Here is a 22,964-nt window from a genome sequence, read left to right as displayed (position 1 = left end):
CTAAAATGCGGCTTGCGGTAAAACGGTGTTTTCAGACGGCCTTAAGGCTTAACGTTTTCCGGTTTTGCGTTTGGGTTCGGCATTTATCGGCAATACGCCGAATTTTTTCATGGTGTTTTTCAGCAGTTCAGTATTGCCCTGCAATTTCAATCCCTGCTGCCAAACCTGTTTCGCTTGTTCTTGCTCGCCCGACTGCCACAATACTTCGCCCAAGTGGGCGGCTATTTCGGCATCTTGATAATGCCGGTAAGCATATTGCAGATACGGCAACGCCGCTGCGGTGTCGCCTTTGAGATAATAGGCCCAACCGAGGCTGTCGTTGATTTCTTCGGACTGCGGCGACAGGTTGTAGGCCGTCTGAATCAGGGTAAACGCTTCATCGGGTGTGTTTTGCAGCTGCGGCTGAGAAAGCAGCGTATAGCCCAAAGCATTCATCGCCGAAGCGCTGTCGGGATTGGCGGCATAATAGGCACGCAAATCGGCAATAGCGGCGGCATAACGGCCCAAACGTTCATGCACCAAGCCCCGCTGATAATAAATTTCTGCCAACTGCTGCTCATTGCCCTGTTTTTTGGTTTTTGCCGCCAAAGTATTCAATTCTGCCAAAGCCTGCTGCGGCAACTGCATACTTAAGGTATAAAGATAAATCCGCTGCTCATCGCTTTCGCCGAAAAACCTGCCCTGCTTGTCTGCCGACTGCTTGGCAAGGCGGATGGTTTTCAAGGCTTGGGCAAACTGTTTCTGCGCCACTTCAAGATTAGCCTGAATCAGCAAGCGATCGTAGCGGTAGGCGGGTGAGTCGATTTTCCCCGCCCATTGCGCCGCTTCGGTATAACTGCGTTGGTCGATGGCTCGGATTGCCGCCATCGCCGCTACTTGGCTTTTCTGTTCGCCGCTGCCGGTTTCAAATGCTTTTTGCAAATAATGTTTGATGGCCGGCTTGTCTTTTTGCAGACGCTCCGCCAATATCGCCGCTTCCAGATAATCTTCCGAAGCTGCCTGTTCCTGCAAACGGGTCAGCCTGCGTTCGTAAGCCTGCTCGACACGCCCCAACTTCAGCAGAACAGCGGTTTCTGCTTTTGCCCACGCCGGCGGCAAGGGGGCGTTGTGTGTATCGAAAAATGCGGCCAATGTTTCCGGATGGCGCAGGGTCAGAAACCTCAATGTCGAATGTGTCGGGTACAGATTTTGCGCCTTTTCGGCGGCCAGCCGCTGCAACGCTGCCTGCACATTTTTGCTATTACCGGTTTCGGCACTGTACACCGCATCGGCAACCGCCGCTTCAGCCAAGTCAGGATACTGTTTCGCCGCCTGATGGATTTGTGCCGCCGTGTTTTCAGACGGCTTCGGCTGACGGAAAATCATTTGCGCCGCCAGCAGAAAAGTGCGTTTGATATCTTCTTCATCGGCTTTGTCCAACAGGTTTTTCAGATTTCCCGACGTTTCTATACGGCTCTCAGGCAACAGAGCCAGCAGCCATTGCGTGCGTTTTTGGGCATTGCCCGCTTCGGGTTCGAATGCTTTCCACGAAGCATAAAAATTCTGCGCCTGCCGGATTTGGTTCAGCGACAGGGCAATTTCTACCGCACGTTCCGCTACTTCGGGCGAACGGGTTTTCTTTAAAGTGTCCGCATACACCTGCAAAGCGGGATAACCCTGCCCTTCGCTCAAAATCATTTCCGCAGACAATAAGGAAAAAATGCGGCTGGCACGTTCGGATACTGCTTCCCGCCGCGCCCGCTCCATTTCGTCTAAGGGAATGCGGCGGCGTTTTTTCGGCTGCGCACTGTCGCTGCTGAACGAAGATTGGTCCGCCGGCTGCTCGGGCGCTGCATAAGCAGGAACGGCAAACGCCAGCGCCAAGCTGAAGACCAATGTACGAAGTTTGTGGGACGCATTCAAAAACATGAAATTTCCTCTGATGTTCTGTACCGAAACAAAGATTTTCAATCCGGCGGGCAACGCCGTGTGAAACCCTGTATGCTTCGGTTTTGATTCAACCCGTTTTTCAGACGGCCTATTCGGCGGCAAAAAGGGAAAATGTTTTCGGTAAAACGTAACTGTACCATAATCTTTCCCGCCCGTCCGCCGACAATAATGCCGTCTGAAAACCGGTTTTCAGACGGCATGGTTTGCTTGATCGCGATTTATTCAGGCATATCTTATTCCGGCTGCGCAATTTCTGCTTCAGAGGCAACGGTTTCATCAGCAGCAAGCTCTGTTTCCATGCCCTCCGCTTCTTCGTCAGGCTCTTCCGCTACTCGCTCCAAGCTCACCAGCGTTTCGCCCTGATCCAAATTAATCAGTTTCACGCCGGCGGCGGCACGGCCGGTTTCACGAATTTGTTCGACTTTGGTACGGATCAACACGCCGCCGCTGGTAATCAGCATCAAATCGTCGCTTTCATCCACCAATGTTGCTGCGACCAAATCGCCGTTGCGCTCGCCGGTATTGATGGCGATATTGCCCTGCCCGCCTTTGTTTTTGCGGCTGTAATCCGCAATCGGCGTGCGTTTGCCGTAGCCGTTGGCGGTGGCGGTCAATACCTGCAGGCTGCTCTGTTCGCATTCGGGCGCAAAGGTAATCAGGCTGACGATTTTACCGTCTTGCGGCAAACGCATACCCCGCATACCGCCGCTGCCCCGTCCGCTCGGACGTACGCCGTGTTTACCGCTCGGCAAAGCGTTTTCGGCTTCTTCGTCGTCAAGGCCGTCTGAAAATTCGGTTTCGTTTTCCGCCTCAACATCGGCGGCATCGTCTTGGCCGGATTTTTCCCAGTATTCGTTAAAGCGGATTGCTTTACCCAAGTTGGAAAACAGCATAATGTCGTCTGCTCCGCCGGTTTTCGCCACGCCGACCAGATAATCGCCTTCTTTCAAGGCAATCGCTTTAATGCCCTGCGCGCGCACGTTTTTAAAGGCGGAAAGCTGAACTTTTTTCACCATGCCTTGTGCCGTGGCAAAGAACACATATTGGTCTTCCGGGAACTCCCGCACCGCCAGAATGGCGCTGACTTTTTCGTTTTCTTCCAACTGAATCACGTTGTTGATCGGACGGCCACGGCTGTTGCGGCCGCCTTCGGGCAATTTATAGACTTTAATCCAGTGGCATTTGCCCAAATTGGTGAAACACATCAAATAATCGTGGGTATTGGCGACAAACAGCGTTTCGATAAAGTCTTCGTCTTTGGTTGCTGCCGCCTGTTTGCCCCGTCCGCCCCGGCGCTGTGCCTGATAATCGGTGGTCGGTTGGGTTTTGATATAACCGCTGTGGGTCAGCGTTACCACCATTTCACGCTGCGGAATCAGGTCCTCATCGGCAATGTCGCCACCGAACGGATTGATTTCGCTGCGGCGGCCGTCGCCGAAACCGCTGCGGATTTCTTCCAATTCTTCACGGATAATTTGGGTAATCCGTTCCGGTTTGGCCAAAATATCCAGATAATCGATGATTTTCGCCATGATGTTTTTATAGTCGCCGACGATTTCTTCCTGATCCAAGCCGGTCAGGTTGCGCAGGCTCATGCGCAAGATGGCATCCGCCTGAATTTCGCTCAAATAATAACCTTGGCTTTGCAGCCCCAATCCAGCCGCCAGCCCTTCTGGGCGTGCCATTTTCATATCCAAATCGGTACGGGACAGCATTTCCGACACCAGAAGCGACTGCCACGCACGGGACAGCAGTTTTTCTTTGGCTTCCGGCGCATCTGCAGATTCTTTAATCAGACGAATCATTTCATCGATATTCGACAAGGCCACCGCTTTACCTTCGGCGATATGGCCTTCATGGCGGGCTTTTTTCAGACGGAACAGGGTGCGGCGGGTAACGACTTCCCTGCGGTGGCGCAAAAATTCGCTCAAAATCTGTTTCAGATTGAGCAGGCGGGGCTGACCGTCCACCAACGCCACCATATTGATACCGAAACTGTCTTGCAGTTGGGTCAGTTTGTAGAGCTGGTTCAACACCACTTCGGCGTTTTCGTTGCGTTTCAGTTCAATCACGACACGCATACCGGATTTGTCGGATTCGTCCCGCAAATCCGCTACGCCTTCCAGCGTTTTTTCACGCACCAGCTCGCCGATTTTTTCCACCAATTTGGCTTTGTTTACCTGATACGGAATTTCATCAATGATGATGGCTTCACGCTCGCTGTTTTTGCCGATGGTTTCGATGTGGGTTTTGCCCCGCATTACCACTCTGCCGCGGCCGGTTTTATAGCCTTCCCGTACGCCGCTCAAGCCGTAAATGGTCGCACCGGTCGGAAAATCGGGGGCTTGGATAATGTCGATTAACGCATCGATATCGGTTTCAGGCTCGTCCAACAGCCGCAGACAGGCTTGAACTGTGTCGCTTAAATTGTGCGGCGGAATATTGGTCGCCATACCGACGGCAATACCTGACGAACCGTTGACCAGCAAAGTCGGGAAGCGGGTCGGCAACACCAGCGGCTCATGTTCGCTGCCGTCATAGTTCGGGCCGAAATTTACGGTGTCTTCTTCGATGTCTGCCAGCATCTCGTGGGCGATTTTCGCCATACGGATTTCGGTATAACGCATGGCCGCTGCGCCGTCGCCGTCTACCGAGCCGAAGTTGCCCTGACCGTCCACCAGCATATAGCGCATGGAAAAATCCTGCGCCATGCGCACGATGGTATCGTAAACGGCGGAATCGCCGTGCGGGTGGTATTTACCGATTACGTCGCCGACAATACGGGCTGATTTTTTGTATGCCGAATTCCAGTTGTTTTTCAACTCGTGCATGGCATACAGCACACGGCGGTGAACCGGTTTCAAACCGTCGCGCACATCGGGCAACGCCCGCCCCACAATCACGCTCATGGCGTAATCGAGGTAGCTTTTGCGCATTTCGTCTTCGAGACTTACCGGTAAGGTTTCCAGTGCAAACTTATGGTCGTTGCGTACAGTTGCGTCAGTCATGATATTCCGTGTTCGTACAAGCAAAAATGAGCGTTGATTTTACCACAAAAACGGGGTGGTACGCCATTATTCGTCCGCCCTGAAAATGCAGAAATGCCGTCTGAAAACCGGCAACAGCGGTTTTCAGACGGCATCTTGACAACTACTCTGTTTTGCGGCCTTTGCCGCAACCCGTCAGGCGGTGCGTTCCAGCTCGATGGAAGCGGCCAGCAGCGACAGGCGCGCCATTACGCTATAGACATACAGGCGGTTGTGTTCGTTGTCGATGGTGCAGTCGGTCTGCGCTCTGGGCATACCCAGCGAATCCCATTGCTCGAATACCCGCTTGCAGGCTTCAGGGGCTTCTTGGGAATTGTCGCCGTTGCCGGTTGGGATACTGTTTTGCAGCGGCACAAACACCATACCGCCGGCGTTCAGATTCTCATCAGCGCCCCGCCCTTCGTGTACTCGGTAAAAACCGCCGATTACGAAGCGGTCCATCATATATACCACCGGCTCGGAAACTGCGCCATCCAGCGTTTCATAGGTATAAATACCTTCCTGAACAATCACTTCCGTTACTTCCAGACCTTCTTTGACTTTCGCCATTTTGTTGCGGTTTTTGCGGTTCAGGCCGCGCACTTCGTCTGCCGACTTCACGCTCATCACGCCCATGCCGTATGTTCCGGCATCGGCCTTCACAATCACAAACGGTTTGTCGCTGATGCCTTTTTCATCGTATTTGGCCTGAATTTTTGCCAACATCCGTTCCACCGCTTCCGCCAAAGCGTCTTCGCCTTCACGTTCTTGGAAATCCAAGCCGCTGATTTGTTCGAAATACGGATTAATCTGCCATTCATCAATACCGAGCAAAGCGGCAAAATCGGCGGCGACTTCGTTATAAGCGGCAAAATGGGCGGTTTTGCGGCGGGTCGTCCACCCTCCGTGCAGCGGCGGCAACAGCGTTTGGCTGATGCCCTGCAGAATTTCCGGTACGCCTGCCGACAAGTCGTTGTTCAGCAATACCACGCATGGCGAGAAGCCGTCTGAAAGATGAACCCGATCACGAGTGCGCAGCAGCGGTTCAAGCAAGATGGTGTCGCCCAAAGCGGTTGCCAGCTCGGTTGGTTCGGTGATTTCGGGATTCAGGCTACCCAAACGCACTTCATAACCTGCCGACTGTAAAATATTCGACAAGGCATAAACGTTTTGCAGATAAAATGTATTGCGGGTGTGGTTTTCGGGAATAATCAGCACCGATTTCGCCGTATCGCAGGCACGCTGCACCGCATCTTGCGCCGCCACCGCTGCCAGCGGAATAAAGTTCGGGTTCAGATTGTTAAACCCGCCCGGAAACAGATTCATGTCGATAGAGGAAATTTTATAACCGGCATTGCGGATATCGACCGAGCCGTAAAACGGCGGTTTGTGCTGCTGCCACTGCGTGCGGAACCATGCCTCAATCTTAGCGTGGTTCGCCAAAACGGCGGCCTCAAAATCTTGCAGTTGCGCCATGTGTTCTTGAGCAATAACCGGCAATTTCATAATAACTGACCTTTTATCGGATAAAAACAAAACCCGTATCATAGTGCTATTTTGATAAGTTAGACAAGCCCGACCGGACGCAGCCGCTTTGCCGCAACAGTTTGATACCGCTTTGGCCGTCTGAAAATGCACAAAACTCGTTTTTCAGACGGCCTTAACTGCCGAAAAATCGGATAAAGCTCAAAAATTGTACATATTGTCTAATTTTATAACCCAAACCTACCCTTGCCTAAAGATTTTTGCAAAAATTAGACAAATTAAGTTGCAAGAAAACGCTAATCCGTCTAATATCAACCTATTCATCTGCTTAATCCCAATACAAAGAACAATCAATCATGAACGCACAAACCCTCTACGACAAGCTGTGGAACAGCCATATTGTCCGCCAAGAAGAAGACGGCACGGTATTGCTCTATATCGACCGCCATTTGGTACACGAAGTAACCAGCCCGCAGGCATTTGAAGGCCTGAAAATGGCTGGCCGCAAACTGTGGCGCATCGACAGCGTGGTATCCACCGCCGACCACAACACGCCGACCGGCGATTGGGATAAAGGTATTCAAGACCCGATTTCCAAACTGCAAGTGGATACTTTAGACAAAAACATCAAAGAATTCGGCGCATTGGCCTATTTCCCGTTTATGGACAAAGGTCAGGGCATCGTGCATGTGATGGGGCCGGAACAAGGCGCAACCCTGCCGGGCATGACCGTGGTTTGCGGCGACTCGCATACGTCCACCCACGGCGCATTCGGTGCATTGGCACACGGTATCGGCACATCTGAAGTCGAACACACCATGGCCACCCAGTGCATCACTGCGAAAAAATCCAAATCCATGCGTATTGCTGTTGAAGGCCGTCTGAAAACCGGCGTTACCGCCAAAGACGTTGCCCTCTACATCATCGGCCAAATCGGCACCGCCGGCGGTACCGGCTACGCCATCGAATTTGCCGGCGAAGCCATCAGCAGCCTCTCCATGGAAGGCCGAATGACCCTGTGCAACATGGCCATCGAAGCCGGCGCACGCTCGGGCATGGTCGCCGTCGATCAAACTACCATCGATTATGTCGAAGGCAAACCGTTTGCCCCGAAAGGCGAAGCATGGGACAAAGCCGTTGCATACTGGCGCACACTGGTTTCGGACGAAGGCGCTGTGTTCGACAAAGAATACCGCTTTAACGCCGCCGACATCGAACCGCAGGTAACTTGGGGAACATCGCCGGAAATGGTACTCGACATCAACGGCAAAGTACCGAATCCGGCCAACGAAAGCGACCCCGTAAAACGCAGTGGCATGGAACGTGCCTTAGAATATATGGGGCTGACCGCCGATACCCCGCTGAACGAAATTCCGGTGGACATCGTCTTTATCGGCTCATGCACCAACAGCCGCATCGAAGACTTGCGCGAAGCCGCCGCCGTTGCCAAAGGCCGCAAAAAAGCAGACAACGTTTCCCGTGTTCTGGTCGTACCCGGTTCGGGCTTGGTAAAAGAACAGGCCGAACAGGAAGGCTTGGACAAAATCTTCACCGAAGCAGGATTTGAATGGCGCGAACCGGGCTGCTCGATGTGTCTGGCAATGAATGCCGACCGCCTGACTCCCGGCCAGCGCTGTGCTTCCACCTCCAACCGCAACTTCGAAGGCCGTCAAGGCAACGGCGGACGCACCCACCTTGTCAGCCCCGCCATGGCCGCAGCCGCAGCCGTCAGCGGCCATTTTACCGATGTACGCTGTTTGAACTGATTGCCTTTGCGACATATCACCATTCATTCCGTTTCGGTTAAACTATGGGCGGTAACAATCCGCCTTTCCCAACCCACTTTTCAGACGGCCTGATGCCGTCTGAAAACAAGTAACAGCCCGTTTCCCGACGGCCACACAAAAAGACAAACCATTATGAAAGCATTTACCCAGATTACCGCCCTCGTTGCCCCGCTCGACCGCAGCAACGTCGATACCGATGCCATCATTCCCAAACAGTTTTTAAAATCCATCAAACGCAGCGGTTTCGGCCCGAATGCCTTTGACGAATGGCGCTATCTCGACCACGGCGAACCGGGCATGGACAACAGCAAACGCCCGCTCAACCCCGATTTTTCATTAAACCAGCCCCGCTACCAAGGCGCACAAATCCTGCTCACCCGCAAAAACTTCGGCTGCGGCTCCTCCCGCGAACATGCCCCGTGGGCATTGGACGACTACGGTTTCCGTGCCGTGATCGCCCCCTCGTTTGCCGACATCTTCTTCAACAACTGCTACAAAAACGGCCTCTTGCCGATTGTCTTAAGCGAAGAAGAAGTCGAACAATTATTTAAAGAAACCGAAGCCGCCGAAGGCTACTCGCTCGCCATCGACTTGGCTGCCCAAACCGTAACCACCCCGAGCGGCGACGTATTCCGTTTCGACATCACCGAACACCGCAAACACTGCCTCTTAAACGGTTTAGACGAAATCGGCTTAACACTTCAGCACGCTGATGAAATCAAAGCCTTTGAAGAAAACCGCAGACAGGCGCAGCCTTGGTTATTCAATGGTTAAAATTTATTAGGCCGTCTGAATTCTTAAGGTTCAGACGGCTCTCCCCATAAATGTGGAATAAAAATGAGCAAGAAAATAACTAATCTCTGGACACAAAAAAGTATCGATTTAGCTAATCAAAAAGATTATCTGGATCAACTTTTCCGAGTTTACCCAATGTCAGTCAATCTTCGCCGAGAAGTAAGTGCAGACACTCAACATAATATCCAAAACGCTTTAAACAGCAAAAACCATAAAGAACTCATCAGAATCTTGCTCAAACAAGAAGTATTTCCCATTAAAGACTCTTACGTTGCATATCTTAAACGTGATAAAACTGCGATTGACCGTAATCCGGCTACTGTTGCACGTCTTGGCGGAATGTTACTTGAAATGGGGTTTGAGGAAATTATTAATAAGACCAGTATTCCCAAAGAAACCAACCGACAAATTGGGCCACTATTCAAACGATGGGTAGATAGCGGGATATTAGGTGCGCCTATAACCGATCAAGCCGATGTATTTATGGCCTCTGCTGAAAATATGATCTTCAATGCAAGCGATGCTGCCATGAAACACTTTGCTGAAGAGCATTTAGGCTATAATCATAACAAAGGTTTAGACTTTATCGCCCGTTTCAATCATCAATATATCATCGGTGAAGCCAAATTCTTATCTGATTTTGGCGGGCATCAAAATGCACAATTCGCCGATGCTGTTTCAACAATGCAATCAAAATTAAAACCTTCCAAACATCATGTACACATTATCGCCATTCTAGACGGTGTATTATACATTCCCGGCAAACATAAATTATTTGAAGCAATTTCAGCTTTTAAGCCGACTGAAACAGTTTTATCTGCTATATTGCTGCGTGATTATCTCTATTCTCTTTGAGTCTGTATGCAACTGACCTATCCTTTAAAAAAGACTGAAACTGAAATCCTAAATTTAGCTGCTGCGCCCTTACAAAACTTGGATAATACGCTGCCTATCTTATTTCAAGGCGATAATTTTACAGTACTAAGTATTCTGCTGAACAATGGTTATCGAGGTAAAATCGATTTGATATATATCGACCCTCCTTACAATACACAACAGCAATTTACTGTAACAGAAAATCGGATTTCCACCATCAGCCGCAGCAAAAAAGGCGTTACCGCATATCATGATCACTGGACTACCGAAGAGTATTTAGAGTTTATGCGTGAACGGTTGGTTTTAATGCGCGAATTATTATCGGAGCAAGGTTCAATCTATGTCCATATCGATTCCAAAATGGGACACTATTTAAAAATTATTATGGATGAAATTTTTGATATTGAAAATTTCAAAAATGACATTGCCCGCATTAAATCCAATCCTAAAAATTTCAGCCGCCGGGCCTATGGCAATGAAAAAGATATGGTGCTTTTTTATGCCAAGAATGCAAAAAAAAATATTTTTAACCAGATTACCGTTCCTCTAAGTGAAACCGAAAAAAAAGAAATGTTTCAAAAAGTCGGTATTGACGGCCGCCGCTATAATACCGTTCCCGCCCATGCTCCGGGAGAAACACAAAACGGTGATACCGGAAAACCATGGCGAAACATCATGCCGCCACAAGGCAGACACTGGCGCTGCTCTCCTACCGAACTGGAAACATTGGATAATCAAGGATTGATTGAATGGTCTAAAAACGGCGTTCCCCGTATCAAAAAGTATGCAGACGAGCATAAAGGTAAAAAAATGCAAGATGTCTGGCGGTATAAAGACCCTCAATATCCGAATTATCCGACTGAAAAAAACGCTGAAATGTTAGAAATGATTATCGCCCAATCCTCTAATCCGGATTCAATTATCTTAGATTGTTTTTCAGGTGGCGGCAGTACTCTGCTGGCAGCCCAATCTTTACAACGCCGCTGGATTGGTTCAGATATTTCCCCTGTTGCAATGAAAACCATTCAGACCAGATTAGGCATTACCCCTTACCAGTTTATCAATCTTCCCTAATGTAAAAAGGAAATCTCATGACCAAACAAATCGCAATCTTACGAGGCGACGGTATCGGCCCGGAAATCGTGCGTGAAACCGTCCGTGTTTTAGACAAATTAATCGAACAGGGCTTGGATGCCGCCTACGAATATGCCCCATTGGGCGGCGAAGCCTACGACCAATACGGCTCGCCCTATCCTGAATTTACCCAAAACCTCTGCCACAAAGCCGATGCCGTCTTGCTCGGTGCAGTCGGTTCGCCGCAATACGACAATCTCGACCGTCCGCTGCGCCCTGAACGCGGTTTGCTGGCAATCCGCAAAGATTTAAATCTGTTCGCCAACCTGCGCCCTGCCGTACTCTACCCCGAATTGGCTAATGCTTCCACGCTGAAACCCGAAGTCGTGGCGGGCTTGGATGTGTTGATCGTGCGGGAATTAACCGGCGACATCTATTTCGGCGAGCCGCGCGGCATCCGTACCTTGGAAAACGGCGAGCGTGAAGGCTTCAACACCATGAAATATAGCGAAAGCGAAATCCGCCGCATTGCCAAAGTTTCATTTGAAGCCGCCCAAAAACGGGGCAAAAAACTCTGTTCGGTCGATAAAGCCAATGTTTTGGAAACCACCGAATTGTGGAAAGAAATTTTCAACGAAACTGCTAAAAACTATCCGGATGTACAACTGAGCCATATGTATGTCGATAACGCCGCCATGCAGCTGGTGCGTGCGCCGAAACAATTTGACGTGATTGCCACCGGCAACATCTTCGGCGACATTCTCAGCGACCAAGCCTCCATGCTGACCGGCTCTATCGGCATGCTGCCCTCTGCGTCTCTAGACGAAAACGGCAAAGGCCTGTATGAACCGTCGCACGGCTCTGCGCCCGACATCGCCGGCCAAAACAAAGCCAACCCGCTGGCAACCATTTTATCCCTCGCTATGTTGTTGCGCTACAGTCTGAACGATGAAGCACGGGCCAAACAGGTCGAGCAAGCCGTTCAAACCGTTTTGCAGCAAGGCAAACGTACCGCCGACATCTACGAAGAAGGCACGACATTGGTATCCTGCAGCGAAATGGGAGATGCCGTATTAGCCGCCCTGTAAACCCAAAATGCGTGAAACCCTTCACGCATTTTTATTTACAGCAGCGAGGCCGTCTGAAAACCGGTTTTCAGACGGCCTTGGTTTAATTATCCTGAAAATATTCCCTTCTTTCTGCTTCAAAAATCATCGAAAACCAGCGGCAAACTTCCCCACTCTTGACACCGTCGCCCTTCCCCACTAAAATTCGTTCAAATTTTTAAACTCATAAACCAATTTAAAATGAGCAACCTGCCAATCATGGACACTTTGCGGGAATGTATCCCGACGTTTACGGTGTTAAGCGATGAAAACCGTCATAAAATCATTCAGTTGCTGTTTGAACAAGGGCGGTTGAATGTGAATGAGCTGACCGAACGGCTGCATTTGTCCCGCCCTGCGGTATCCCATCATCTCAAGCTGTTGTTGTCGGTGGAAGTGGTGCGGGTTGAGCAACAAGGCAAAGAGCGGTTTTATTCGCTGTCTTTTGAAAAATCCTTTGGCTTGTTGCAGCAGTTAGTTGAATTGATGGGTGTGCATTGTCCGCTTAATCAAGCAAAATCCAGCGAACTAAAATAAGCAAGCCCGCCTTGTATCTTGCTTATTTTATTTCACTATCATTCAAAAGCCGATGTCGGCTTTTTTAATGGCTTAATGCGTTTATATTCTTAAACCTATCAACTTATGGAGCGTAAAATGTCTGCGTTTTTAACCCCTTTTACCTTAAAAAACGGCAAAATCAGCAAAAACCGCATCTTAAAAGGTGCGATGTCGGAACAAATTTCACGGGGCAACAACCCAAGCGATGCCTACGTTACCCTTTACGACCGCTGGGCGAAAGGCGGTGCTGGCGTGTTGGTTACGGGCAATGTGATGGTAGATTATCGGGCGTTAGGATCGGCTGATGATGTGGTGATTGAAGACGAGCGGGATTTGCCGATGTTGCAACGCTGGGCAACCGCTGGCACGCAAAACGACACGCTGTTGCTCATGCAGATCAATCACCCTGGCAAACAGTCGCCGAAAGATTTATCGCCCAAACCCGTTGCCCCGAGTGCCGTGCCGTTGAGCGGAAATGTCGGTGCGTTTTTTAATCCGCCCCGAGCTTTGAGCGAAACGGAGATTTTAGATCTCATTCAACGCTTTGCCACCGTTGCCCAAATCGCCGAAAAAGCAGGCTTTTCCGGAGTGCAGATCCACGCTGCCCACGGTTATTTAATCAGCCAGTTTTTATCGCCACACCACAACCAACGCACCGACAAATGGGGCGGAACGTTGGAAAACCGTATGCGTTTTTTAGTGGAAGTCTACCACGCCATCCGCCAAGCCACGAGCAAGGATTTTATTGTGTCGGTCAAACTCAATTCGGCGGATTTCCAAAAAGGCGGTTTTGACGAACACGATGCCTTGCAAGTCGCCCAAAAACTTGCCGAATTGGGCGTAGATTTACTGGAAATTTCGGGCGGTAACTACGAAAGCCCAACAATGTTGGAAGGCGTGAAAGCCAGCACCGCCCAGCGTGAAGCCTATTTCCTTTCCTTTGCCGAAAAAGTACGCCAAGTGTGCGACATTCCCCTTGTGGTTACGGGCGGTTTCCGTAGCGAACAGGCAATGAACGATGCCGTAAACAGCGAAATGTTGGATTTTGTCGGCATCGCCAAACCCTTTGCCCTTGTGCCAGATTTACCCAACCAGATTGCGGAAAAACGCTATCAAGCCGTACAAACCAAACCGATCCGCACCGGCGTGAACAAAATTGATCAAACGCTCGGTTCCGTGCTGGAAATGGCGTGGTATATGCACCAAATGAAACGCCTCAGCCAAGGCAAAAACCCCAACCCAAATTTAACAGCATGGAGGTTGTTATTCTCAATTTTATGGGAAAAAGGCACGGCGGGATTACGCAAAGAACGGGCGTAAGAGCGGATAAAAGTTTCTAAGTTTTTTGAACCGACAAATGCCGTCTGAAAATCTCATTTTTCAGACGGCATTTGCGAAAATTTAAGATTCCCGTCGCTTACACAAAAGAGCGGGCGGGTTTTTGAGAGTTTTTAATAATATAGTAAATCAACCAAAAAAATATGACACCACAGCGAGCCACCCTTCCCCTAACCCCTTCCCGCCAGCGGGATAGGGAACAAAGTGCAGGTGGACCAACTTAGCTTGCCGATTTGTACAGAAAATTCGGTATTTTAACTATAGATGCTGTCCGGAAAGTAATTTTCAGACGGCCTTACTTTCTATTTTCAAGGGCAACATCAGTTATACTCACTTAACCCAAAAATGAGACATCAATACCCCATCAAAACCCCAAAAAATGCGATTTCGGACAGATAGGCATCAGGGGGTTACTGTATAGTGAAATAATCCCAAAGCAATACAAGGCGGCAAGCCGCAAACAGTATGAGTAATACGGCAAGGCAAAGCCAACACTGTAGTGCTTTGAGGTTACTTCACTATCCAAATCAGCGGTGGTAGTTTGGCGCTTCTTTGGTAATCTGCACATCGTGAACATGCGATTCGTTCATACCGGCGGAAGTAATTTCCACAAATTCCGCTTTTTCGTGCATTTCACCGATATTGGCGCAGCCCAGATAGCCCATGCTGGAACGCAGACCGCCCATCAGTTGGTGGATAATGTTCACAATCGGGCCTTTATACGGCACACGACCCTCGATGCCCTCCGGCACATATTTATCGGCACTGTCGGTTTTGTCTTGGAAATAACGGTCGGCAGAGCCTTGGCTCATCGCACCCAGCGAACCCATGCCCCGATAAGATTTGTACGAACGGCCTTGATAAAGCTCAATTTCGCCCGGCGCTTCTTCTGTACCCGCAAACATACCGCCCAACATCACGCTGTATGCGCCGGCAGCCAAGGCTTTGGCAATATCGCCGGAGAAGCGGATACCGCCGTCGGCAATCAGCGGAACGCCCGTGCCTTTCAAGGCTTCGGCAACATTATGAATAGCCGTCAGCTGCGGCACACCGACACCGGCAACGATACGGGTGGTACAAATCGAACCCGGACCGATACCGACTTTCACCGCATCCGCACCCGCCGCCACCAAGTCCAAAGCCGCTTGGGCAGTGGCAATATTACCGCCGATTACCTGCACTTGCGGGAAGTTTTCTTTCACCCACCGCACACGGTCAATCACACCTTGGCTGTGGCCGTGGGCCGTATCCACTACAATCACATCCACGCCCGCAGCAACCAAGGCTTTGATACGCTCTTCGGTATCGCCGCCGGTTCCCACCGCCGCACCGACCCGCAGACGGCCTTCGGCATCTTTGTTGGCATTCGGAAACTCAGTGGTTTTCACAATATCTTTAACCGTAATCAAGCCCTTAAGCTCGTCTTTTTCGTTCAGCACCAGCACCCGCTCGACCTTATGCGTATGCATCAGCTCGCGTGCCTCTTCAATGCTCGTACCCTCCGATACCGTAACCAAACGCTCACGAGGGGTCATAATGGCAGAAACCGGCAAGTCCAAGCGGTTTTCAAAACGCAAATCGCGGTTGGTAACAATCCCCACCACTTTTCCGTTTTCCACCACCGGCAAGCCGGACATTTTGCGTTTGCGCTCGGCACGCATTCTCAGCAAATCGCCAATCAACACATCAGGCGCAACCGTAACCGGGTCTTTCACCACACCGCTTTCATGCCGCTTAACCTTAGACACCGCCCTCGCCTGCGCTTCAGGCGGCATATTTTTATGGATAATGCCGATACCGCCTTCCTGCGCCATCGAAATGGCCAGACGGGCTTCGGTTACAGTATCCATAGCGGCAGAAAGCAGGGGAAGATTCAGAGTGATTTCTTTGGTGAGCTTGGTTTGAAGTTTGACATCTCGAGGCAGCACAGTTGAATGTGCAGGAACCAACAAAACATCGTCAAAAGTATAGGCTTTTTCTACGATACGCATAATGCTCGGCTTTCCAGTTTGTGCAAGATGCAGGGCATTATAACATGGATTTTCCCGCAAAAAACAGTTTTTTAAGCAGGCGATGAAATTTTTTTACAGAAACAGTAAAGGTGGCGGATTTGATGTAGTTAATTGACTATAGCCGAAAAATATCTAGTAAATTAAAGTTACATCAAGACAAGGCACGTGTAAAAAAACAACTGCGTTGTTTACACAACAGGTTGAAAAAAATAAGCCTGTGAAACATCAAAAGGTGTATCACCTTTTAAAACCTTATGTGGCTTAATTGTATTATAAAAATTCACAAAACGGCACAATTCCTTCAAAAGAAACTTGGCCGCACTGACAGCTGTACAGTCAGGCAAATTGGTGTCGAAACGGACCATTTCGGTTGAATTTAGAGTACGAAGAAAATTCAGTTAATTCACTATACCGCCCCAAAACCGTTTCAACTACCAAACCCATAGCGTTTCAACACCTGCTGCCCCTGCGGCGACAAGACATAGGCGGCAAACTGTGCCGCTTCCCGATTGCCGCCGCTGTGTCGGGTCAGCGCCAACGGATAACTGACTGCCTGTGCAGTCGGTACAATCTGCAACACTTTGATTTTATTTTTCATCAGCAACGCATCGGTGCGGTACACAAAACCGGCATCTACCTCGCCACGGGCGATATAGTCCAGCGACTGGCGCACATTCTGCGTGGTAATGATTTTCGGCTGAAGCTGCTGCCACACGCCAGCCGTTTCCAATGCCGCTTTGGCATAACGCCCCACGGGAACGCTTTGCGGCTGACTCAGGGCAATGCGTTGAAAACGGCTGCCGCTCAAGTCTGCCAAACCGTGAAACGGCACGCTGCGGCCAATCGGCGCTGCCACCACCAAGGCATTACGGGCAAAGGTTTTGCGGCTTTGCGGCACAATCAATCCTTTTTTCTGCGCCTGATTCATGGTTTCTTCATCGGCAAACGCCACCACATCGACCGGCGCACCCTGCGCCACCTGCTGCAGCAAAGCGCCCGAACCGGCAGTATTCAGCTTAACCCGGCTTTGCGGAAAACGTGCCTGATATTGCGCAATCATCTGCCCGAACGCATCTTTCAGGCTTGCCGCTGCCGACACGGTAATTTCCCCCGCCTGCACCTGTGCGGCAAACAAAACAGCGGCGAAAGCAGACAATAACGGTTTGTTCATGATGTCTCTCTGAAGATTGCATAAAAAACGGCGATACCATAGCCGCAATGCCGTCTGAAAACGAGGGGAACGAGTTTTAGCTCGTTTTCAGACGGCATAAACCATGGATGAAAAAACAAACTATAAAATCGGATTATAGAGCGAAAGCGTAAATCATGAAATCAAATAAGAAAAACACAAGGCTGAACGACACGGTAGGTTCCTTCTTTTCGTTCCCGACATTTCGGCTATAATAACGGTTTTTCCCGATATCCCCCCATTCCCATGACTTCGCTTCCTTCGCCACGAGCCGAATTTTTACGCGGTATTAAAGAAAGTTCGCCGATGTTGATCGGTTTGCTGCCGTGGGCGCTGATTTTGGGCGTACAGGGCGGACAAAAAGGCATGAGCTGGCTGGAAATGCTGTTGATGACCGGCATGAATTTTGCCGGCGGCTCGGAATTTGCCACGGTTAATCTATGGGTACACCCGCTGCCGGTTTTGCTGATTGCCACGGTAACCCTGATGATTAATTCCCGTCATATTCTGATGGGGGCGGCGTTTGCGCCTTATCTGAAACATCTGCCGCTGAAAAAGGCGATGGCGGTACTGTTTTTTATGTGCGATGAAAGCTGGGCGATGGGTTTGGCTGAAGCACAAAAACGCAAGGCTGCGGGCTTGGGCAGTCTGAATCTGCCGTTTTATGCCGGTGTGTGCTTTATTCTGTATATCACTTGGATCGGTTTTGCCGCTTTCGGTGCCGCTCTCGGCCCGCTGTTCGGCGATGTGGCCGCATGGGGTTTCGGCATGGCGTTTCCGGCGGTATTTCTGGTGCTGCTCAAAGGTATGTGGAAAGGCTTTGCCGCCGCCCGCCCGTGGTTGGTCAGCCTGCTGGTCGCCGCCGCAACCTATTTGAGCGTGGACGGCGCATGGTATGTGCCTGCCGGTACACTGGCGGGGCTGCTAACGGCTTACGGTTTTGGGGAACGCCGATGATTTCGTGGGATTCATTCATTGTATTCTGCGCCATGCTCGGCGTTACCTACTCTACCCGCCTGCTCGGTTTTTTCGCCCTGCGCAACCGAACCTTGAGCCGCCGTGCGCAAACCGTGATGGAAGCTGCGCCCGGCTGCGTTTTGATTTCGGTTATCGCCCCTTATTTTGTGTCCGACAAACCCCACGAACTGATTGCCATCACCTTGACGGTTTGGGCCGCCTCCCGCTTTTCCATGTTGATTACCGTTTTAATCGGTGTCGGTTCATCGGGGCTGTTCGGCTATCTGTTCCGCTGAAATTCCGTGTATTACAAGACAATCTGCAATACAGATTGTCATCACATTAACGTATCACAGATGTTCACCTCCATATTTCTCCTCTTAAACCGCCAGTTGCGCCAGCAGCGCCTGTTTTAAAGCAGACTGTTTTTTCGGATCGGCAAGCTGTTCGCTGAACACTCGGAAGCTGTCTTCGATGCGCTCGTCCAGTGTGGCGATTTTGGCGTAGCGTATCCGCACGTCGTGGGCAAAAAACACTTCGGCGATGTCGGCAAGCAGCAGTGGACGGTTTACGGCGACGATGTCGATGGTGTACCAGCCGGGGAAATCTTCTTCCTGTGCAATCATCACGCCGGGGGCAATCGGCATATAGCGGCTGCGGCGGCTGATTCTGCCGGTGTGGTACTGCTGTTCGGAAAGGTCGTAGCCGTGGATGAAACTGTTGAGTTCGGCTTCTAATGCGCTTTGAATGTTGGGATAATCTTCGGGGTCGTGCTGTTCGGGAATCTGCACAATGAAGGTATCCAAGATATAGTTATGCGCGGTAACAAATGCTCTGGCTGCCAGAATATCGAAACCGTGGCGGCTGAAAATGCGGCACAATCGGGCAAACAGGCGGGGGCCGTTGGGCATGAAAATCATCACTTGAAAGCTGTTGCTTTTGGGCAATATGCGGCTGCGGATTCGTGGGGTTTCAAAGTCATACACCAGATTGGTGCTGTGCCACAGAATTTCCCGTGTCTGATGGCTGGCGAAGTAGTCCGAACCCAGCATCTGAAACAGTTTTTTCTGCTGTTTTTCCGGTGCGCCGCTGCGGGTCAGAAAATCGGCGGCACGCTGCTGGCGGCGGTTATACAGCAGATTCGGCGTATTGCCGTTGCTGGAAAGGTGATACACGGCGGCGTGGAACAGGTTTTCCAGCAAGCTGGCGCGCCAAGTGTTCCACAATTTGGGGTTGGTTCCCCGAATATCGGCAACGGTCAGCAGATACAGCGCCGTCAGCCGCTCATAAGTTTTCACTTTGCGGCAAAATGCCCGTATCACTTCGGGATTTTGAATATCTTCTTTCTGCGCCACGGCCGACATCAGCAGATGTTCTTCCACCAGCCATGCCAACAAATCGGCTTCATGGCTGCTCAAGCCGTGGCCGTCTGAAAATGCACGGGCATCGTCCACACCCAAAACGGCATGGTCGCCGCCCCGTCCTTTGGCAATATCGTGAAAAAACGCCGCCATATACAATACGGCTTTATGCTCGAAACCCTGCATCAGGGAAGAGGCAAACGGGTGTTCGTGGGTGTGTTTGTCGAGCGCCAGCCGCCGCATATTGTGTACAACGGTCAAAATATGGTCGTCAACCGGATAAATATGGAACAAATCATGTTGCAACAGCCCGACGATTTTCTCCCATGCCGGCAAATAACAGCCCAATACGCCGTAAAGATTGAGAAAACGCAACACATGGGTCAAGCCGTTGCCGTTGCGGAAAAATTCGACAAAGCGGCGGCGGTTGGCCGGATTTTGGTAAAAACTGCGTTTGATTTTGCGGCTTGCGCCCCACCATGCCCGCAGGGTTTTCGGTTCGAGCGAAGTAATGTCGTTGCGGCTTTGCCAAATCGAAACAATTTTGAAAATATGTTCGGGATTATTCAGAAAAATATCCGGATTGCGGGCGGCAATCTGATGATTGACTTGGATATAGTCGTCATCAATCCGCAGCGTAATCGGATACGGATTGGTGTCGATACGCTCCTGCAATACCGGCAACAGAATACCGTGCAGCTGCTTGATGGTTTTTACCGTGCGGTAAAACAGCCGCATCAGTTTTTCGCTTTTACGCTGGCGGCTGTCGTCCTGCCAGCCCATGCTTTCGGCAACCTGCCCCTGCAAATCGAAAATCAGGCGGTCTTCGGCACGCTTGGCGCACAAATGCAGGTGAATCCGAATCGCCGCCAGCTGCTTGTAACTTTCCGCCAACATGCCCGCTTCGGCGGAAGTCAGAATGCCGTGGCGGATTAAAGACGGAAACCGGGTATCCAAGCCCTGCGCCTTGGCAATCCACAGCATGGTATGCAGGTCCCGCAAACCGCCCGAACCGCTTTTGATATTCGGCTCAAGCAGTGTTCCCGAACCCTGCGATTTTGCCTGCCGCTGCTGCATTTCCAAAATTTTCGCTTCGGTAAAGGTTGCCACGTCTCTCTGGGCGCTGATTTTTGCCGACAATGCCGCTGCCAATGCCGCATCGCCCGCCAGCAAACGGGCTTCCAAAAAAGCCGTATCGCCGGAAATATCGTCTTTCACGCTGCCGCACAATTCCGCCACGCTACCGCTTTTCAGCGAGGGAATCAGTTTCATGTCCCACAAAGTCTGCACAAATGCTGCAATCTGCTGCTGATCGTCTTCGTCAAGCGTTGCGGGCGACACCAGCGCCAAATCCAAATCGGAATACGGATACAGCTCTCCCCGCCCGAAGCCTCCGGTTGCCAACAGACACAGCTTGCGGTCGGAAAAATAAACCTCCCACAATGCCGCCAACAACTGCTCGGCGGCACGGGCATAGCGTTTGAAAAAAACCGCCGGTTGTTTTCTTTTTAAAAACAGCGCTTCCGCTTCCTGCCGTTCTGCAGCAAAACGCCGCTGCGCCGCTAAAATCTGTTCCTGCATGATTGTTCTCCCCGATTCTGCTACCCGTTTTCAGACGGCCTCAGCGTCCAACAAATCCACCAAATGCTGCGGCGGCATCAACAGCTGATACGCCGGCACGCCCAAAGCCGATGCCATTTTTTCGATATTCGACAAAGCGATGTTCCAGCGTTTGCGCTCCACGGCGGAAACATAAGTCCGGTCCAAGCCGCACTGCCGTGCCAGTTCTTCCTGCGACCAGCCTTTATTGACCCGAAACAGCCGCATATTGTATGCCAACACACCCCGCAAATCGTTTTCGTCCGGCAACTGCGCCGGTGCCGTCAGTTTATTACCCATGATACGCTCCTGTATTTATTATCACGGATTTTACTTCACGTTTATAAAAAAGGCAAAAAAAAGGGGTGGCCGCAACGGCCACGCCCTAACACACACACATCAAGAGGAAAGAGATAATAAAACTTACATCAAGGTCGAAATCATAAAGTCAATATTGCTATTGGCAACACAATCTCCGCAGCAGCCCGAAGGCTGCAGCACGGTAAAACTGTTTGCAGCGCTGTTGCACCGCAATCGTTTTCACCATTGCAGGCGATTATAGATGAAAATGATATTCATGCTTTGATTCAAGTCAATTTATGGTAGAAAGATAAAAACCAAACGCTAATGCTTAAATAGAAAAAGGCCGTCTGAAAATCGCATTTTCAGACGGCTTCAAAATTTGGTGCCGGCACCAAGAGTCGAACTCGGGACCCCCTGATTACAAGTCAGGTGCTCTACCAACTGAGCTATACCGGCATATCAAACAATATTGACTCAATCCGGCAAACCGTCCGACTCAGCCAAACCAACAAGAAAGGAAAACGTAATTATGCTGAAAAACGGTATGCCTGACAAGTATTTTTTCAACCAAATTGATGAAAATATGAAAAACATCTGATTTAAAATCAGATTTTTCACTAACATTTTGCTTTCACATAACATCTTATAGCGAATTTACGATAAACCGGCCGCTGCACACAATCTGCACTAAAATCCCCGCAAAATCTGTTAAAATAAACGCTTTTCCTTTGTCAGACACCGATTATGGCCCACCCCTACCGCCGACTACGCACTGCCAAGCCGCAACTGCCCGAAGTGGGCATTTCCGAAGAAGGCAATATCCGTTCGCTGCATTTGGGCAGCGCCACCATTCAAAGCTCGATGAATACCGACCACCCTGCAGAACTGGTGCTATCATACAGCCGTGCGATGATGGCATGGCTGCTGTTTGCCGATACGCCGCCGCAACACATTACCCAAATCGGCTTGGGCGGCGGCTCGTTTGCCCGCTGGATAGACGCTTATCTGCCCGACACCCGCCAAACCGCAGTGGACATCAATCCGCAGGTGATTGCGGTGGCACGCAGCCTGTTTGAGCTGCCGTTTGAAGGCGAACGCTTTGAAATTATTGAGGCCGACGGTGCGGAATACATCAAAACCCTGCGCCACAGCACCGATGTGATTTTGGTGGACGGTTTTGACGGCGAACAGATTATCGATGCGCTGGTCGGCGAACCGTTTTTTGCCGACTGCCGCAACGCCCTGTCGCCGGACGGCGTGTTTGTTACCAACTGGTGGAGCGGCGACAAACGCTACCGCCAGTTTGTCGAGCGGCTGCTCAATGTTTTTGAAGGTCGGGTGTTGGAGCTGCCTGCCGAGAGCCACGGCAATATGGCGGTGATGGCGTTTCAAAACAGCCCTAAAGAACAAAATCTTGCCAATCTGAAAAAACGTGCCGAAAAACTCGCCGAGCGCTACGATTTGAATTTCACCCGTATGCTTGCCGATTTAAAAGCCGCCAATCCGAATAACGGCAAGCATTTTTATCTGTAAACACCGATTTTCAGACGGCCTGCCCAGAAAGAAACA

The 22,964-nt window shown here is 50.6% G+C and carries 18 protein-coding genes, 1 tRNA gene and 1 pseudogene; 10 read left to right on the top strand and 10 right to left on the bottom strand.

The window, feature by feature from the left end; translation table 11 throughout:
- Positions 1–48: 48 nt before the first annotated feature.
- The 4 genes from PJU73_RS03135 to gshA all read right to left on the bottom strand — a co-directional run bounded on the left by PJU73_RS03135 (position 49) and on the right by gshA (position 6,461).
- The gene (locus PJU73_RS03135) at positions 49–1,908 is read right to left on the bottom strand and encodes a tetratricopeptide repeat protein (protein WP_237091100.1); all 1,860 of its coding nucleotides are present in this window, start codon (positions 1,906–1,908) and stop codon (positions 49–51) included.
- A gap of 38 nt (positions 1,909–1,946) precedes the next feature.
- Positions 1,947–2,129 carry a hypothetical protein gene (locus PJU73_RS03130; RefSeq protein WP_237091099.1) on the bottom strand — a complete coding sequence of 61 codons (183 nt, stop codon included), beginning with the start codon at positions 2,127–2,129 and terminating at the stop codon, positions 1,947–1,949.
- A 33-nt stretch (positions 2,130–2,162) separates the two neighbouring features.
- On the bottom strand, positions 2,163–4,937 hold the full coding sequence (gene gyrA, locus PJU73_RS03125) for a DNA gyrase subunit A (RefSeq protein WP_237091098.1): 2,775 nt from the start codon (positions 4,935–4,937) through the stop codon (positions 2,163–2,165).
- Positions 4,938–5,111: 174 nt separating this feature from the next.
- Entirely contained in the window at positions 5,112–6,461 is a 1,350-nt protein-coding gene (gene gshA, locus PJU73_RS03120; RefSeq protein WP_237091097.1) for a glutamate--cysteine ligase, read from the bottom strand.
- A gap of 335 nt (positions 6,462–6,796) precedes the next feature.
- Between gshA and leuC the strand changes: the two genes are divergently transcribed.
- The 7 genes from leuC to PJU73_RS03085 all read left to right on the top strand — a co-directional run bounded on the left by leuC (position 6,797) and on the right by PJU73_RS03085 (position 13,956).
- A complete protein-coding gene (gene leuC, locus PJU73_RS03115; RefSeq protein ID WP_237091096.1) occupies positions 6,797–8,206 on the top strand; it encodes a 3-isopropylmalate dehydratase large subunit in 1,410 nt (469 codons plus the stop codon).
- Positions 8,207–8,359: 153 nt separating this feature from the next.
- Complete coding sequence (gene leuD / locus PJU73_RS03110; protein ID WP_237091095.1) at positions 8,360–9,001, top strand: 3-isopropylmalate dehydratase small subunit; 642 nt, start codon at positions 8,360–8,362, stop codon at positions 8,999–9,001.
- 63 nt (positions 9,002–9,064) lie between these two features.
- Complete coding sequence (locus tag PJU73_RS03105; protein ID WP_237091094.1) at positions 9,065–9,877, top strand: restriction endonuclease; 813 nt, start codon at positions 9,065–9,067, stop codon at positions 9,875–9,877.
- A 6-nt stretch (positions 9,878–9,883) separates the two neighbouring features.
- Entirely contained in the window at positions 9,884–10,972 is a 1,089-nt protein-coding gene (locus PJU73_RS03100) for a site-specific DNA-methyltransferase (RefSeq protein ID WP_237091093.1), read from the top strand.
- Between the two features lie 17 nt (positions 10,973–10,989).
- Positions 10,990–12,060, top strand: a complete 1,071-nt coding sequence (gene leuB, locus PJU73_RS03095; protein WP_237091092.1) for a 3-isopropylmalate dehydrogenase — start codon at positions 10,990–10,992, stop codon at positions 12,058–12,060.
- A 219-nt stretch (positions 12,061–12,279) separates the two neighbouring features.
- A complete protein-coding gene (locus PJU73_RS03090) occupies positions 12,280–12,615 on the top strand; it encodes an ArsR/SmtB family transcription factor (protein ID WP_237091091.1) in 336 nt (111 codons plus the stop codon).
- A 117-nt stretch (positions 12,616–12,732) separates the two neighbouring features.
- The gene (locus PJU73_RS03085) at positions 12,733–13,956 is read left to right on the top strand and encodes an NADH:flavin oxidoreductase/NADH oxidase family protein (protein ID WP_237091090.1); all 1,224 of its coding nucleotides are present in this window, start codon (positions 12,733–12,735) and stop codon (positions 13,954–13,956) included.
- Positions 13,957–14,501: 545 nt separating this feature from the next.
- Here PJU73_RS03085 and guaB read toward each other — a convergent pair.
- From guaB to modA, 3 genes and pseudogenes are all read right to left on the bottom strand, one after another.
- Positions 14,502–15,965, bottom strand: coding sequence for an IMP dehydrogenase (gene guaB / locus PJU73_RS03080; protein ID WP_237091089.1), 1,464 nt, complete (start codon positions 15,963–15,965; stop codon positions 14,502–14,504).
- Between the two features lie 209 nt (positions 15,966–16,174).
- A pseudogene (locus PJU73_RS09635) lies at positions 16,175–16,288 on the bottom strand (IS481 family transposase); the annotation flags it as partial.
- A 125-nt stretch (positions 16,289–16,413) separates the two neighbouring features.
- Positions 16,414–17,157 (bottom strand): molybdate ABC transporter substrate-binding protein, encoded by a 744-nt coding sequence (gene modA / locus PJU73_RS03075; RefSeq protein ID WP_237091088.1) that lies wholly within the window; start codon positions 17,155–17,157, stop codon positions 16,414–16,416.
- A gap of 264 nt (positions 17,158–17,421) precedes the next feature.
- Here modA and PJU73_RS03070 point away from each other — a divergent pair, with 264 nt between their 5' ends.
- Positions 17,422–18,132: an AzlC family ABC transporter permease gene (locus PJU73_RS03070; protein ID WP_237091087.1), complete on the top strand. Its 711-nt coding sequence runs from the start codon at positions 17,422–17,424 to the stop codon at positions 18,130–18,132.
- A complete protein-coding gene (locus PJU73_RS03065) occupies positions 18,129–18,428 on the top strand; it encodes an AzlD family protein (protein WP_237091086.1) in 300 nt (99 codons plus the stop codon). Before PJU73_RS03070 ends, PJU73_RS03065 begins: the two co-directional genes overlap by 4 nt.
- 84 nt (positions 18,429–18,512) lie before the next feature.
- On the opposite strand, the gene glnD is transcribed toward PJU73_RS03065, so the two are convergent.
- From glnD to PJU73_RS03050, 3 genes are all read right to left on the bottom strand, one after another.
- Entirely contained in the window at positions 18,513–21,074 is a 2,562-nt protein-coding gene (glnD, locus tag PJU73_RS03060; protein ID WP_237091085.1) for a [protein-PII] uridylyltransferase, read from the bottom strand.
- Positions 21,075–21,104: 30 nt separating this feature from the next.
- A complete protein-coding gene (locus tag PJU73_RS03055; RefSeq protein WP_237091084.1) occupies positions 21,105–21,392 on the bottom strand; it encodes a helix-turn-helix domain-containing protein in 288 nt (95 codons plus the stop codon).
- Between the two features lie 383 nt (positions 21,393–21,775).
- Positions 21,776–21,851: transfer RNA gene (locus PJU73_RS03050), tRNA-Thr, on the bottom strand.
- A gap of 285 nt (positions 21,852–22,136) precedes the next feature.
- On the opposite strand from PJU73_RS03050, the gene PJU73_RS03045 reads away from it, so the two are divergent.
- A complete protein-coding gene (locus PJU73_RS03045; RefSeq protein WP_237091134.1) occupies positions 22,137–22,928 on the top strand; it encodes a polyamine aminopropyltransferase in 792 nt (263 codons plus the stop codon).
- Positions 22,929–22,964 lie beyond the last annotated feature (36 nt).

The organism is Neisseria lisongii (genome assembly GCF_028463985.1).
GTDB classification, from domain to species: domain Bacteria; phylum Pseudomonadota; class Gammaproteobacteria; order Burkholderiales; family Neisseriaceae; genus Neisseria; species Neisseria lisongii.
The sequence above is the reverse complement of the archived record's forward strand: the minus strand, read 5'-3'. Positions and strand labels throughout refer to the sequence as shown.